The organism is Propionivibrio dicarboxylicus (assembly GCF_900099695.1).
Lineage (GTDB): Bacteria > Pseudomonadota > Gammaproteobacteria > Burkholderiales > Rhodocyclaceae > Propionivibrio > Propionivibrio dicarboxylicus.
In genome coordinates, this window is the sequence record NZ_FNCY01000016.1 from 74,345 (window position 1) to 90,306 (window position 15,962).

Genomic DNA, 15,962 nt, shown 5'->3' on the forward strand with positions numbered 1-15,962 from the left:
AATGCCATGCGCCAAAACCATGCTGATTCAATGGTTTTGACGGCATTCGGGGCGTGGTGTCGGGCTGTTTGGGCGAGGGCGGCTGAAACCGATTGTGTTGCACGATGTTTCAATCGGTGTTTCAACTGAAACGTCATGCAACCTGTGGCGCGCGTTTCGTTCAGCGGGCGTCGGCGCTTTCCTTCAGGCGCCGCCACAAGGTCGTGCGGCTGATGCCGAGCAAGGCCGCCGCCTTGCCGTAGTGGAAACCGGATTGTTCGAGCGCTCGCGCAAGCGCGGCCCGGTTCGGCGAGCGATTGCCGATTTGGAGGGTCTCGGCGACGGGCGGCGGTACCGCCGGCGATTCCGTGGTCTCCTGGCTCTCCTCACTCGACGCCGGTTGCAGGACGTCGTCGATTTCGCGCGCGCCGATCCGTTCGCCGTGTCGCAGCGCCGCCAGACGCTCGGCGATATTGCGCAGTTCGCGCACATTGCCTGGCCAGTCGTGGCGTTGCAGTCGCGCCTCGCCGTCGGCGCCGATCGTTTTGGCCGGGCGCTTGAACTGCTGGCAATAGTGGGCGAGGAATTCCCGCATCAGCGGCAGGATGTCTTCGCGCCGCTCGCGCAGCGGCGGCAGGGTCAGGCGGAGAATGTCGAGGCGGTAGTAGAGATCCTGCCGGAAGCGTTCCTGGCGCATCATCCGGAGCAGGTCGCGGTTGGTCGCGGCGATGATGCGCACATCGACCGGAATGACGCGATCATCGCCGAGGCGCATGATTTCACGCTCCTGGAGCACGCGCAGCAGGTGGCCCTGGAGCTTGGGCGAAATCTCCGAGATCTCGTCGAGGAAGATGGTGCCGCGATGCGCCAGTTCGAAGAGACCGATCTTGCCGCTGCGCGAGGCGCCTGAAAAAGCGCCTTCGACGTAGCCGAACAGTTCGCTCTCGAGCAGGTTCTCCGGCAGGGCGGCGCAATTGATCGCGACGAACGGGCCCTGGCGGCGGTGGCCGGCGTTGTGGATGCTCTGCGCGAAGATTTCCTTGCCGGTGCCGGTCTCGCCGGTGATCAGGACGTTGGAATCGAGTTCGCTGTATTCCGAAGCCGCCTCGACGGCTTTGCGAATCGCCCGGCTGGCGCCGACGATGTCGTCGAAGCGGTGCTTGGCGACGAGGCCGCGCTGGTAGATCTTGCGCCGCAGGCGGCCTTCCTGCTCCTGGATGTCGGCGATTGGCCGGAAGGTGGCGACGGCGCCGACGGTCTTGTGATTGACCTTGATCGGAATGGTGTTGACGGCCATTGCCTGGCTACCGACCGTCTCGATTTCGCCGAGGCGGGCGTTGCCGTGCTTGAGCGTCCGGGCAAGACCAAGTTGCGGCAGCAGGGCGTCGCCGGCGCGGCCGACGGCGTTGGCCTGGAGGTGTCCGTGCTTCATGGCGGCGGCATTGACGAGGCTGATCCTGCCGTCGCCGTCCACCGCAACGATGCCGTCGGCGGAATGGTCGAGCAGGGTGCGGAACTGTTCGCTGCGCACCTGTTCCTTGCGCCGGATCTGCACGGCGCGGACGGCTTCGCGCAAGGCGTGGTAGATGGCTTCGCGGCCGGTGCGGATGAAGACCGCGTCGATGCCGCAGCGCTCGGCGATCAACGTCGGCATGACGCCGCCGATGATGACCTCGACACCGCTTTCCTGCAGGCGCGCGATCGTCGGCACGGCATCGGTTTCGTCGATGACCTCGGCAACCTCGAAGCGCAGGTCCGTCAATTCCTCGATGGCGCGGGCGCCGTAGATCATTGTCGCCGAACCGACGATGGCCATGCGCTGGTCCGGAAAGGCTTTCTGCGACTGGCGCAGCGCGCGCATCAGGTCGTAGCCGGTGACCTGGATGTCGACGACCGGGATGTCGGGGTAGCGCTGGCGCGCGGCGATCGCGGTGATGCCGCGCGAGATGATCACGTCGGTGTCGACATTGCGCCAGGCGGCGATCTGGCTGGCATAGTTGGCCTGGATGATCTCGAGTTCCCAGCGCTCGTCGTCGAGTTCGCTGACCAGCTCTTCGATGATGGTGCCTACTTCCGGGTAGGGAATGAAACAAGTGATTTTTCCCACCGGCATGTCTCCGCATAATCGTTCGTCGTAGCGGCATTATCGCCCAGAGTGCTGCGCGCGCGATCCCGGATCGCGCGTGGGCGGAACTTCGCCGCGGCCGGCCGGTCGCATCGGAGAGCGTTCCGCCGTGCCGGGACGCACGCTGGCAGCCGTGCCGCTGCCCTTCCTGCATGGAGAGATCGCATGACGACGACGAAACTGCTGGGCATCGCCGGAAGCCTCCGGCGGACCTCGACCAATCGCGGCCTGTTGCGGGCGGCGCAGGCCAATCTGCCGGAAGGCGCGAGTCTGGAGATCGCCGACCTGACCGACGTGCCGTTCTACAACTCGGACCTGCCGGAAAAGCCGGCCTCGGTCGTGCGCGTGCTCGGGCAGATCGCCGCCGCCGATGCGCTGGTGCTGGCGAGCACCGAGTACAACTACTCGCTGGCGCCGGCGCTCAAGAACATCCTCGACTGGGCCTCGCGCGAGCCGGGCAATACGCTGCTGGCGGGCAAGTCGGCGGCGATCCTCGGGGCGGGCGGCGGCATGGGCACCTCGCGGGCGCAGTACCACCTGCGCCAGGTCTGCGTTTTTCTCGACCTGCGGCCGCTCAACAAGCCGGAGATCTTCGCCAATGCCTTCGCCGGCGGTTTCGATGCCGATGGCAACGTGACCGATGCCAAGCTCATTGCGCAGGTGGCCGAGCAGATGCGGGTGCTGGTGGCGCGCGTCGCCGAGACGCGTCGCTGAGACGCTGGCGGCCCTTTGCCGCCGGTGCCGTCGTCTTACCGGAAACGCGTATGCAAAAAATCATCGAAGGCTTCCTGCGCTTTCAGAGCGAGGTCTTTCCCGACCGTGCCGAGTTGTTCAGCCGCCTGGCCGACGGGCAGAATCCGAAAGCGCTGTTCGTCACCTGTTCGGACAGCCGCGTCGTGCCCGAACTGCTCACGCAGCAGGACCCCGGCGATCTGTTCGTCATTCGCAATGCCGGTAACATCGTGCCGTCCTACGGCCCGGAACCCGGCGGCGTATCGGCGACGGTCGAATATGCCGTGTCGGTGTTGCGCGTCACCGACGTGGTGATCTGCGGCCATTCGAACTGCGGTGCCATGGGCGCGATTTCCGGCGGCCAGTGTCTCGACCACATGCCGGCCGTTGCGCACTGGCTGCGTTATGCCGATGCGGCCAAGGTCATCGTCGCCGCGCGCGACTACCCGACGCCGCGCGCCCGCGCCGACGCGCTGGTGCGCGAGAATGTCATCGCCCAGCTGGCGAACATCCGCACCCATCCTTCGGTGGCGCTGGCGGTCTCGCAGGGGCGCCTGAACCTGCACGGCTGGATCTATGACATCGAGCGCGGCACGATCGACGTGCTCGACGGCAAGACCCAATCCTTCGTGCCCCTCGCCGGGCATACGCAGGTCAACGCCATGCCGTGAACGGCCCCTATTGCGGCGGGTCGGCGCGGTCGAGCTTGGCGATGCCGTCGCGGATGCGGATGAATTCCGCCTGCAGTTCAGCCACGGTTGCTGCCAGCGTCTCCGTGCGTTCCGCCTGCGCGTCCTGCTCGAGCGATTCGGCGCAGGTGGCGATGGCTTCCAGCCCCAGATTACCGGCCTCGCCCTTGAGGTTGTGGGCGGCGGTATAGACCGCCCGGAGTTCGCCGGTAGCGACGAATCCGGCGATGTCGCCGACGACGGAAGCGTTTCTTTCGGCGAAGGTCGCCAGCAGCCGGACGAACTTGGCGGGGTTGTCACCGAGGCGCGGCAGGGCCTTTCGCACGGCAACGCCGGGCAGCGCATTTTCCAGCACCTCGATCGTCGCCGCGTCGTCGGTGGCTGGCGCGTTGGTGGTGGGCGTCGGTGCCGATGGCTCGCGACGGGGGGAGATCCAGCGCAGCAGGGTGTCGGCGAGTTCCTCGGGATTGATCGGCTTGGCGATGTGGCCATTCATGCCGATCGAGGCGCTGGCGATGCGATCCTGCACCATCGCGGCGGCGGTCATGGCGATGATCGGCAGTTTCTCGCCTTCCGGTATCGCCCGGATCAACTGGGTGGCTTCGAAGCCGTCCATGACCGGCATGTGCAGGTCCATGAGCACGACATCGAAAGGTTCCGAATGGACCTTCTCAAGCGCTTCCAGGCCGTTGCCGGCGATGACGACTTCAAGCCCGCATTGGTCGAGGAATTCGAAAGCGACCTGCTGGTTGAGGTCGTTGTCTTCGACCAGGAGGATGCGCGCGCCGCGCGCCTGGTGCAGCTTGGCCTTGGCGGCGGCAAAGCCGTGTCGGGTGGTGTCGAACGGGATCTTCCTGCCGTGCTGGAGTTGCGTCAGCGCGTCGAAGAGCGCCGAGGGGGTGACCGGCTTCGTCAGGATCGAGTCGGCGTTGAGCTCCTGCGAGGTGGTATGCAGCTTGTCGCGGCCGTAGGCGGTGATCATCAGCACGGCCGGGGGCTTTTCGTATTCGCGCGGATGGGTGCGGACCAGTTGGTCCAGGCACTCGAGGGTTTTCAGGCCGTCGAGGCCGGGCATCTTCCAGTCGACGACGAGCAGATTGAAGGGCGCGTCATCTTCGAGCGATTGCTTGAACAGCGCGATCCCTGCGTCGCCCGAACTCGCCGTCGAGACGCGGATGTTCCAACGCTCGAGGATCGATTTGACGATGGCCAGCGAGGTGGCCTGATCGTCGATGACCAGCGCGCGCGTGCTGTCGAAACGCTGGAGCGTTACCGCCGGCCCGGGCGTGCCGGCGTCGTGGCGGGTGTGCCCCAGCCGGGTGGTGAATGAGAAGCAGCTGCCTTGTCCCGGGGTGCTCGAAAGCGAGATCTGTCCGCCCATCAGTTCGACCAGTTGCTTGCTGATCGTGAGCCCCAGACCGGTGCCGCCGAATCGGCGGGCAAAGGATGAATCGACCTGGGCGAAGGGGTGGAACAGGCGCGCGGCCTGTTCCTGCGAGAGGCCGATGCCGGTATCGCGCACCGAGAAGCGCAACAGGACGCCGGTATCGGTGATTTCCTCGGTGCCGACGCGAATGTGGATTTCGCCGCGTTCGGTGAATTTGATGGCGTTGCCGACGAGGTTGTCGATGACCTGGCCGAGTCGGAGCGAGTCGCCGACGACCCGCTCGGGGACTGCCGAATCGATGTCGATCAGCAGTTCGAGGCCTTTTTCTTCGGCGCTGACGGAAAACAGGTCCGCCGTCGAGCGCAGCACGTCCTCGATCAGGAACTCGGCCGCTTCGATCTCGATGCGGCCGGCCTCGATCTTCGAATAGTCGAGAATGTCGTTGAGGATGCCGAGCAGCGATTTCGACGAGCGCAGCACCTTCGAGAGATAGTCCTGCTGTTGCTTGTTAAGCGGGGTTTCGAGCGCGAGCTGGGTGAGTCCGATGATCGCGTTCATCGGTGTGCGGATCTCGTGGCTCATGTTGGCCAGGAAAGCGCTCTTGGCGACGTTCGCGGCCTCGGCGGCGTCCTTGGCGACGAGCAGTTCCGAGGTGCGCGACGCGACGAGTTCTTCAAGATGGTTCTTGTAGGCTTCGAGTTCGAGTTCGGCCTGTTTGCGTTCCGAGACGTCCATGTGGATGCCGGTCATGCGCAGGGGCGTGCCGTCGTCCGCCCGGCGGGTCACCTGCCCGATGCTCATCATCCACTGCCAGTCGCCTTTCTTCGTGCGGCGTCGATACATCAGTTCCTTGGGCGCGCCGAAGGCGAGGGTCTCCCGGAACGATGCTTCGGCACGCGCACGGTCGTCCGGGTGAATCGAGTCGAGCCAACCCTGCTTGGTTGCGGGGTATTCCTCCGGCCTAAAGCCGAGCAGCGCGGCGACCTCCGGACTCGAAATCGATTCGCCTGTGCGCAGGTCGAGATCGAAGGAGCCCTGTTTGGCCGAACGCATCGCCAGCCGCAGCCGTTCCTCGCTCTGGATGACCAGTCGCTCCGCCTGCTTGCGTTCGGTGATGTCGCGGAATTCGATGACGCGGACTTCCCTTCCCTTGTAATGGACGTTCTTTCCCCGAATGGCAAGGTCATAACGGGAGCCGTCCTTGCGAAGTCCTTCGACCTCATAGCCGTTTTCGTAGGCGCGGCGGATGTTGCCGAGCACGGTGTTCAGCGTCTCCGGGGTGATGAGGTTGAAGCCGTTCATGCCGATCAGTTCTTCGCGGCTGAAACCGGTCATGTCGCTCAGACCCTGGTTGCATTCGAGGATGATGCCCTTTTCGTGGATGATGATGCCGCCGAAGGAAGAGTCGCTGAGCGCGCGGAACCGTTCTTCGCTTTCTTTCAGGGTGGCCTGGGCGATTCGGAGCCGCAGGTTGGCGCGATGGAGGTGGTAGCCAATCCAGATCGCGGCAAACATGACCATCATGGCCAGGGCGCCAAAGAGCCATTCAGGGTGATCCGTCATCGCAGGCATGTTCATGGGCGTCTCTCAAAAGCGGAGTGCGTTGAGGAAATGTCCCTGCTTTGCATGTGGTCTAAGCTATTTTGCACCGGGTAGGCCAGAACTGCCAGCGATCGTTTGCGGGCGGGGGCGTCCGGGGCGCGACTGTTGCAGATATATCGGTATTCTCTGATATTGGGGCTGCGTTGGGAAGGTTTTAGCGCAAGACCTCCGGTCGCCTCTCTTGTTGTATAAAATATCCTGAAGTCATTGATTTGACAGAAAGATATCTCTCGTTCGAGCTGAATCTGCACGAAGTGAGGTTGTTTTCGAGCATTGACGCGGCACGTTCGTGGGTAACGGCCGATGCCTAGGGGGTATTCACCATCAAGCCTTGCCTGGGCAAGGGACTGGCAGGGCGCGGCGACAGGCGGCAGTTAATTCAACCTACGTCCAGGATGCAAGCAGAATTTTTTCGAACAGAAGCAAAATCCCGTGCTATGCTAGCAGCGTAGTACGTTAGCAACACCCCCCCTTTAGCCGCCCTTCTGGGCGGCTTTTTATTGCTCCCATTCGTCTGGCGAGCGTTCAAGACCCCGGCCGCATCGGTAATCGAAATGCTGCGGTCGCAAGGGGAGCCCAGCGTTGTCCGATCCGTGCCGATGTCTCCCCTGAATGGAAATGGGAGTGCCGTGCCAAGCTCACGTCAGTTCGGGGAATCGCAGGCCTTTACATTGTTACGGCCATCGCTTTTTGCCTTGTACAGCGCTGTGTCAGCGCGGACAACAAGCTTTTCGACATTGTTCGCATCCGGCGGAGTCCATTCCGCAACGCCGATACTGACGGTCATGGTCAATAAGGAATCGCCGAGGCTGATCGGCGCCAGTTCGACTTCCTTGCGAATTCGTTCGGCGATGGCCGTCGCCGATGCCAGCGTTGTTTCCGGCAAGATGATGGCGAATTCCTCACCGCCAACGCGTCCCAGATGGTCTGACGGACGTATCGTTTTTCGCACGACGGATGCGAAATGGCACAGGGCTTTATCACCCACCAGATGGCCGTACCTGTCATTGATCGACTTGAAATAGTCCAAGTCCAGCGACACCAGGCAAAAGGCTCGTTGATAGCGAATTGTCCTGAGATGTTCGGCCTGCAGCAATTCGAGAAAATGCCGGCGGTTTGCGCATCCGGTCAGTGCATCCGTCCGCGCCTGGTGATCCAGCTGTTCGGCAAGCAGGCTTTTCGCCTTCCAGGAGGAGTAGAGCAGTGCTGATGCGATGCATGTCACGACAACAAACAGGCCAAGGAGGCTCAAGGTCGTGAGTAATTTGTCATGCCAGTCGGAAAAATAGTCGTTCTCGACAACGCCGACCAACACATATCCGGAAAACGGGGCGGTCTTTCGGTAAGCCACGACACGGGGAATTCCGTCGATCGGGCTTCGAAGCGATACCGTTCCGGCCGAACTGTTTTTCCTGAGCGCTTCGTTGAATTCTTCCGGGAGTCCGGCACGCTTGAAAGACGACTCCGAACGCGCGGACTCGGGATGACGGGCGAGTACATCGCCGTCCTGGTCGATCAAAGTCACGACGCCGTTATGTCCCAGATAGGGCGTCTGAAAAAGCTCCCGAATCTGTTTGAGCGTGATCGCGGTGTAGACGATCCCGGCAAAAGCGCCGTCGGGCTTGCGAATCGGCTTGACCAGAAATATCGAAATTTCCCCGGTCGTCTTTGCAATGAGCGGTTTCGAAACGATCAATCCGGATTGTGGTGCTTGTTTGGCCCGGATGAAGTATTCGCGATCGGCGACCGAGGTTACCGTTCCTAAGGCCGGGCCCACGCCATGGATAATACGACCTTGCGTATCGACAATCCTGATGGCGCTGAGCTCGGGAAGAAGTTTGAGCTGACGTTCGACAAAATCATTGATGTTTGATTCGTTGCGTGGCTTCGAAACGATTACCTCCATTTCGCTCACGCACGTGGATAAGGCCAAATCAATTCTATCGACGACGCCGGAAAGCGCCTGTGCCACAACGCCGGCATAGCCGCTGACGACGAGCATGGCCCTTTCTTTGCCATGCTGCCGGCTATTCACAAGGGATACCACGCCAATGGTGATCGCCAGCAGATTGACCAATACGGTCATCGCGATCACGCGTTTCAGGAACCTGCTATTGTTCATGCTCGGCGTCGCCAGCCAGGGTTAGTCGTCGGTAAGTCCATCTTGGTCGCTGCATTCCACTTGTCAACCCGTGACGCATGGCGTGGATACTGGTCGGCTCGCGGCGTCCTGTTCTTTCAGGAAGGCGGAAGTGCCTTTACCCTCCTGGGCCTGTCATTCGAATTTCGCAGCGGTTTGCTTCAAGCGTCACGCTGCTGCAAGTTGAATTGGCCTTGCGTTTGCCATGTGGCCAGCCAATCCGGGATCGCATCGGGTGGCATGGGGTGTCCGATGCCAAAACCTTGCGCCTGATCGCAGCCGCACTGCAACAAGGCATTCGCATGATCGATGGTTTCGACCCCTTCGGCGACGACGCTGCGCTGAACGGAGTGCGCCATCGCGATCAGGCCCTCGACCAGCGCTTGATCCTTGGGCAGGATGAGCATGTCACCGACAAACGAGCGGTCGATTTTTACCGTGACGACGGGAAGGCTTCGCAGATAGGTCAGGGATGAATAGCCGGTGCCGAAATCATCGAGCGAGAACTGAACGCCTTGCTCGGTGCAACGTTCGATTTTCTTGTTGATTTCCGCCAGATCGCCCAGCGCGGTGGTTTCCAGTATTTCCAGTTCGATGGTTTCGGGCGCGATGTCCGGAAATTCGCCGAGAATATTTCGGAGACGATCCGGGAAGTCCGGGCGCTGCAAGTGCAACGCAAATACATTGACGCTGATCACCAGGTTGATGCCCGTCGATATCCATATTCTCGATTGTCGTAAAGCTTCGCGCAGCACCCACTCGCCGATCGGCAAGGTCAGTTCGGTTGACTCGATTATCGGGAGAAATTCTCCGGGAGGCAGCAAGCCGCGTTTGGGATGCTGCCAACGCAACAACGCTTCCACGCCGGTGACGGAACCCGTTTGCAGATCGACCTTGGGTTGATAGAACAGGCGGAATTCATTGTTGCGCAGGGCATCGGCAATCTGCCGGTGGATGCCTTGTCGTTCCTTAAGCAACTTGTCGCTCTCAGGGTCGAAAAAGTGACTGCGGTTCCCGCCGTTGCGCTTGGCCTCGTACATTGCCTGGTCCGCATGGCGGATCAAGGCATCCGGTTCATCCTCTGCATCGAGCGGATAAATCGTGATCCCGACACTCACCGTCGAAGTCATTTCGATGCCATTGATCTCGTAAGGCCGACTGGCGCAGTCCATCAGGCGCGTAACGGCATTCTCGACCCCGGCAATATTTTTGAGATCGCAAAAAACGACAACGAACTCGTCGCCGCCCAATCGGGCAACGGTGTCATTCCCTCGCACCGCTTCTTTGAAACGCTCGGCGACGCGTGCCAGCAGTGAATCGCCCACATCGTGTCCCCAACGATCGTTCACCGACTTGAAGCCATCGAGATCGAGGTGACAGATGGCAATCAACTCGTCATTTCTGCGTTTGCATCGACTGATCGCCTGGTGCATCCGGTCGGATAAGAGCACTCGATTGGCCAGCCCGGTCAGCACGTCGTAATACGCCATGCGTTCCAGATCCTGCTGGGCCAGTTTAAGCGCCGTGACGTCCTGTATGGTGCCGAGCATCCGGGTCGGATGCCCATCCTCGGCGAATTCAAGCTTGCCCAGGCCGCGCACCCAGACGGTTCTCCCGTCGCTCGGTCGCACAATCCGGTACTCGCGGTCGAAGTCGACGCGTTTCCCTATCACTTCGCCATAAAAATAGTGCGTCATCGACGCACGGTCGTCCTCGTGCAGCAGATCTTGCCAGTCCTGGATCGAGTGCAGGGGGAGCGTTTCGATGCCGAAAATGACGTCGAGCATGTCCGACGATATCCAGTGACCGTTGTCCAGATCGAGAACGTAGGTCCCCAAACGGCCGGCTTCTTGCGCCGATACGAGGGCGTTGTCACGTTCCCGCAATTGTCTCAGCGACGTTTCCAGGCGCTCGTTGCTTTCCTTCAACAGGCCCGTGGAACGACCTTGGCGTTGCCAGAGGCGATAGAGAACCCAGGCCGATCCATTCGCAATAACCAGAAAAACGCCCAGAATTCCGAGGAAACGCCAGACAATGGACTTCCATTCGCGGAGTTGATCGGTGATGGAGACTGTGACAATGGCGTAAAGATCGCCGGGGGTCAGCTTCCGGTAGCTTGAAACTCTTTCAACTGCGTCGCCCGCATTGTCCGTGGTGTAGGTCGCTCGTGAATTTCCTGCCGACATCCGTCGCAATAGCGTTATCGAAAGATCGTCTCCTCCAGAGAGCGTGACGTCCCCCCGCTGATCGGTATTGATCTGTGTCATGACGGCGAGATTCCGATCGCGTAAGGCGATCGTCCCTCGCTGCCCGACGTCGAAATTGCATATGGCTCGATTGACATAGCTCATCGGGAGCGCGATGAGAACGATGCCGGCAAATTTCTCATTGGGCAGCGTAATTCGGCGACCGAAAACCAGAACGAATTCTCCGGTTGCGCGGCTAAGAAGCGGGCGGGAAATCAGCAGGCGATCCGCGCTGTCATTGCGAAGGTCGGTGAAGTAGTCGCGGTCTGCGACCGAGAAACGCTGGAGCCGAGTATCGCCGTAGTGCAGAAAGACGTTCCCGTCGGCGTCGGCGATGCTCCAGCCTTCGACTTCCGGAAGCAGCGATTTTTGCTGCTCCAGCACAACGGAGACCCGCCGCCAGTGATTTTCGGCGTCGCCGCGGTCAAGACGGGAGCGCTTCAGCTCGCCTACAACCGTCTTGAGCGAAAGATCGATCTTTTCAATTTCCGAACTCAGGCTCAGATCGAGCGCGAGCGCGAGGTTTTGACTACGGCTTTCCGCTTCCCGGATATTTTGATCGTAGAGTTGTTTGATCCCCAGCAACACCACGGACACGACCAGAACGTTCAGCAATACCAACCCCGCCACCAGGCTCCGAAATATCACCGAGGAATTTTCTGAGGGCGTCATAAGGCGTTCGCTTGCTTCGTCTTGTCCCGTGGAAAGGATGGTCGTCTGTTCCGAGTTTATGTTTTTCGGCGGTATTACAAAAGGAGCATTAATGAAAAATGACTTGCTCGCGCCCTGATTTCAGCACTTGAAGCAGCTGTCGGTCTGCTTTGTGGCTCTAAAACCCAAGGCCCGATCGATTCGTCGTAAAGGCATGCAAGCTATCGTGGATGTCATGGGATCGCTCGTTGACCTCATCGAAGTACTCACGCTCGCTACTGGCGGGGATGCCCAGTTCGTCCAGGGCCGCTCTTCGGATTGCTGGCCACCCTGGTTCGTTCAAGTGATGCGACAGGTCATGGAAGTGTGTTGCCAGCAACACGATGGCCACCAGCGAACGGATCATCCCCGAATCCTCATTTGGCAGCTCGTTTTGGTACAAGGCTGCCGCACAGACAAAATCCGGTAGTCGCCAGTGCTTCGCCAGGAAGTAGGCAAGATTGCCGTGGTCGACCTTGTAGCGCAGATCTTCCCTGGCCAGATCCGGCCAGGCGTCATCGTGCAGGATGGCTATGACGTAATCTTTGAAGCGCTGCGCCAGCACCGGCACGCCACATCCGTGAAACAGCCCGGAAAGATAGGCTTGGTCGGGAAAGATGTTGCATACCGAAATTCGCTCTTCCGCAATGATTGCCGCAAATCTGCCGATCTCATAGGCACGCGACCAATACAGGTCGAGAACGTGTTTTGTCGCATCGGTGACTGCGATCGAGGCGGCCGTTGCGTTGATCAGCCGGAGCGTCTGCCGGGTGCCAATGCTTTCAACCGCCTGCTCGATCGATTCCGCGCGAGGGGCTGTGTTCTTGCCAATATGCGCGGCCTGCCGGAACAGCAAGGCGATGCTGCCTGGATCGGACGAAATGATGGCAATCAGATCGGCCGCGGAGAATGTCGCCATCGAGCCGAGTCGGCGTAGCTCGAGCAAGACGCCGGGTTGCGGTGGAATTCTGATGCTCTTGTTGATCATGACTTCGTGTCTGTAGGCAGAGTCGTCGGGAACGGACTCAAGCAATCGTCATCGGTGGGAACTTCCCTCGTCATCGGGAAGGACGTTCCTGCCCTTATCCTCTAAATGTCTGCACTCTTGAGGGCAGGCATGCTCTCATATTTGAAACCCGATGGCATGCCATTTCCCCTCCGTCTGTTCAATCGCTGTGACGCCCCATCGATTCCTATTTCCTGGGGACCGTCGCTATCAAGGCATCGATCATGCCGACGAGTTCCATCGAGTTGCTTTTCATCTCATCGCATAGCGCGCGGGCTTTCAGCTTCTCTCCGGCGTTGAAGGCTTCGATCGCCCGTTTGCCAAGCTCATGGACTTTTGCATGCGGCGCATCGATCGACGCGTACAACGCGTTGTGACCGCAGGTTTCATGTCCCTTGGCTTGGTACCACTGGCCGAATGCACAGGTCAGATGCGTTGGGAGTGCGGCGGGATCGAGCCTCTGCGCGCCGTCCAGATGCGCCTTGATTTTTCCGATGAAAATCATGTGGGCACTCTTGGCCTTGTTCAGCGACAGGTTTACGTCTTCATCCAGCGTGAATTTGGCCATTCCGGACATGAGCTTTTCGGCGATGCCGGTCATGCCGTTTGCCACATGCGTCGCTGTCTGGCATTCCTTTGCGGTTTTTTCGACGGCCGCCGAAATGCCTTCCATGTTGGCCGAAATCTCTTCGGTCGCCGCCGTTTGCTCTTCCGCCGCGGCGGCAATGTGACTCATTTGCGCCGACACCGACTCAACCTGGGCAATGATCGCCTTCAGCGCTTCCTCGGAATGCGCCGCTTCATGCGTTCCCGCCTCCACCTGTCGCATGCCATTTTCCATGGCCGCAACAGCCAGTCGGGTCTCATCCTGAATGGCTTTGATCATCTGGCTGATTTCCTGCGTTTCCTTGCTGGTTCTTTCCGCCAGTTTGCGGACTTCATCGGCGACAACCGCAAAACCGCGACCTTGTTCGCCAGCGCGTGCGGCTTCGATGGCGGCATTCAGCGCCAACAGATTGGTCTGTTCGGCAATTTCCTGAATCGTTCCGATGATCGTCCCGATTTGCGAACTGCGCGCGCCAAGGCTGGACACCGTTTTCGAGGAATCCTCGACGGTAACGGCAATTTGTCGCATCAGTTGAATCTGCCGATCAATCGTCGCCGAGCCATTTTGAGCGGTGTGTGTCGCTGTCATGGCGCCGTCGGCCGCTATTTCACAATTCCTGGCAATCTCTTCCGATGCTGCTGCCATTTCCTCGCTTGCCGCCGCGGCCGCTGCGACCTGGTTGGCAATCTCGGAAACGCTGCTGCTAATCTCCTCGGAAGCGGAATGAACCTTCTGTGCGGAGACGGAAACCGTTGCGGCCGTTTCCATCGTGCTCCGAAGCGTGGTGTCCACATTGGCGGTCAGATCGTTAAAGGCTTTGCCGAGCCGCCCGATCTCGGTCGGTCCGGATTCCAGCGGTTCGATCGTGAGATCGCCGGTTGCGAGCGCCATTGCGCTCGTCGTGGCCTTGCGAAATGAACCGACGATTTCCTTCACCAGCAGGAAGCCGGCGCCCACCCCCAGCAGAACCGCCATGCCGGCCAGCATGAAAATCAGGCGATTCGAGAGTGAAACTGTCTTCTCCATCGAGCCCGATTGTTTCAATATCGCCTGCTCGCAGTAGTCCTGTGCCTTGCGTGCCGCATCCACCATCTGTTTGTCGAGATCCGACAAGGCGGCCCCTTGCGTGTTGTTCGCGAGGATTGCGTTGGCCATTTGCTTGAAGGCGTTCTCGTAAGTGCCGACGGAGGCAAGAACATCGTCCATCAACTTCTTGCTCTCGCTGTCGCGGAAAAAGTCCTTTGACTCGCGAGCCTGGCGTTTGACGGACTCGATCGCTTTCAAGGTGTTATCCCGGTACAGCGTCTCGGTCCGGATGATGAGATTTTTCTCGTGCCGACGCGCCTCGAGGAGGTTTTTCACAATCGCCTGCATTTCATTGGAACGGCGCGCGCCATCGGCGATTTCATTCAGTCCGGAAATCGCGAAATAGCCGACGACGATCAGGAGAACGAGAATCAATGCCGTGGTCGCGTAGACCTTGTTACTCATCTTCATGTTATTCAGCATTTTGTCATTGCTCCACAGACGCCCGGATGGTTTCGGGGCGTGCAATTATCGACGATTGAGAGAGCCCGGAGTCAATTCCAATATTTTTTCGGAAATTCGCTTCTCCGTAACAGTTTCTGATGACTAATGCTGCGTGCCAGGAAAATTGAAACAATCTCGTGATGGGAAACGTACTGGCGCCAGCCGGACAATCAGCCTCCTAATGTCATGTAAACATGACATTAGTGCATTTTAATCGATTTTGAATATTCTCGACGGTTGGACGCCGTTGTGCGGTTGTATCTGCGATCAATATCCCCAATCACCGCCTTCCCTTGGGTGCCTGACGACGCTCAGTTTCTTTTCGTTGCGAGCACCAATAATGTTGGTCAAGCCCGACAAATAAACCGACATTGGTGCGTTTTGTCCCGTCCGGAGTGTGCCTGCCTTCGTCATGCGGTTTTATGTAATGCCATGATTATATGGCATATATATTTGTAGTTTCTTCATTTTAGGCGTGTGGCATGGGCTTTGCTGGAGGGTGGCCATACCGGTCCGACCAGTTGTCTTTGCCGAGCACGCCATGCCCAGTCTTTCGAATATCGCCGCCCAGAACCTGCAAAGCCTGATTGCCGATGGCACCTACGCCGTTGGCAAGACATTGCCGGGACAGCGCGAACTCGCCGAAACGCTTGGCATCAGTCGCGCCTGTCTGCGCGAGGCGGTTTCGATGCTTGAGGCGCTCGGTCTCGTGCGTTCGCACGCAGGCAAGGGCGTGTTCGTCACGGCCGGCACGGAGCGCAAGTCCGACGATATTCCGCCCAATCCTAATGGCATTCGCCCGGAAGCGATTTTCCAGTTTCGTTTCGTGCTCGAACCGGCGGCGGCCAGCATGATTGCCGCCGATCATCGCTGGAATGCCGAAGAATTCGAGGATATCCAGACTCGGCTCGAGGCGGCGCTACATGGTTTCGATTTTGTCACTGCCGCCCAATGCGACATGGAGTTCCATCGTGCCGTCGCCCTTCTGTCCGGCAACGAGGTTTTTTCCTCGGTGGTCGAGCGATACCAGTCGCAAGTCGCCTACAGCCTGCAACTCCCGTTTGCCAATCCGAAAAGCATCCGGGAAACGGCAGACGAACACCGTGCCGTCATCGGTGCGATGACCGCCCGCGATCCGGCGGGGGCACGGCGTGCCATGCAAACTCACCTCGTGCGCGCCGCCGCCCGCATCGGCATCCGTTTCTTTCAACCCTAAGCCCACCTCAACC

Annotated in this window: 9 protein-coding genes; 3 read left to right on the forward strand and 6 right to left on the reverse strand. The window is 59.8% G+C overall.

The features are described 5' to 3' along the window. Positions 1 to 160: 160 nt before the first annotated feature. Entirely contained in the window at positions 161 to 2,086 is a 1,926-nt protein-coding gene (locus BLR25_RS16185; RefSeq protein WP_218122781.1) for a sigma 54-interacting transcriptional regulator, read from the reverse strand. 183 nt (positions 2,087 to 2,269) lie between these two features. On the opposite strand from BLR25_RS16185, the gene BLR25_RS16190 reads away from it, so the two are divergent. Next, on the forward strand, positions 2,270 to 2,818 hold the full coding sequence (locus BLR25_RS16190) for an NADPH-dependent FMN reductase (RefSeq protein ID WP_091938998.1): 549 nt from the start codon (positions 2,270 to 2,272) through the stop codon (positions 2,816 to 2,818). Between the two features lie 50 nt (positions 2,819 to 2,868). Next, positions 2,869 to 3,507 carry a carbonic anhydrase gene (locus tag BLR25_RS16195; RefSeq protein WP_091939000.1) on the forward strand — a complete coding sequence of 213 codons (639 nt, stop codon included), beginning with the start codon at positions 2,869 to 2,871 and terminating at the stop codon, positions 3,505 to 3,507. Between the two features lie 7 nt (positions 3,508 to 3,514). Here BLR25_RS16195 and BLR25_RS16200 read toward each other — a convergent pair whose 3' ends face one another. The 5 genes from BLR25_RS16200 to BLR25_RS16220 all read right to left on the reverse strand — a co-directional run bounded on the left by BLR25_RS16200 (position 3,515) and on the right by BLR25_RS16220 (position 14,712). Continuing rightward, on the reverse strand, positions 3,515 to 6,490 hold the full coding sequence (locus tag BLR25_RS16200) for a hybrid sensor histidine kinase/response regulator (RefSeq protein WP_091939003.1): 2,976 nt from the start codon (positions 6,488 to 6,490) through the stop codon (positions 3,515 to 3,517). Positions 6,491 to 7,157: 667 nt separating this feature from the next. Beyond that, a complete protein-coding gene (locus BLR25_RS16205) occupies positions 7,158 to 8,636 on the reverse strand; it encodes a sensor domain-containing diguanylate cyclase (RefSeq protein ID WP_091939005.1) in 1,479 nt (492 codons plus the stop codon). A gap of 179 nt (positions 8,637 to 8,815) precedes the next feature. Beyond that, complete coding sequence (locus tag BLR25_RS16210; protein ID WP_091939007.1) at positions 8,816 to 11,572, reverse strand: bifunctional diguanylate cyclase/phosphodiesterase; 2,757 nt, start codon at positions 11,570 to 11,572, stop codon at positions 8,816 to 8,818. A 157-nt stretch (positions 11,573 to 11,729) separates the two neighbouring features. Next, a complete protein-coding gene (locus BLR25_RS16215; RefSeq protein ID WP_091939009.1) occupies positions 11,730 to 12,578 on the reverse strand; it encodes an HDOD domain-containing protein in 849 nt (282 codons plus the stop codon). Between the two features lie 205 nt (positions 12,579 to 12,783). Then, a complete protein-coding gene (locus BLR25_RS16220; protein WP_091939012.1) occupies positions 12,784 to 14,712 on the reverse strand; it encodes a methyl-accepting chemotaxis protein in 1,929 nt (642 codons plus the stop codon). A gap of 562 nt (positions 14,713 to 15,274) precedes the next feature. Here BLR25_RS16220 and BLR25_RS16225 point away from each other — a divergent pair. Further along, a complete protein-coding gene (locus BLR25_RS16225; RefSeq protein ID WP_091939014.1) occupies positions 15,275 to 15,949 on the forward strand; it encodes a FadR/GntR family transcriptional regulator in 675 nt (224 codons plus the stop codon). Positions 15,950 to 15,962: the final 13 nt, after the last annotated feature.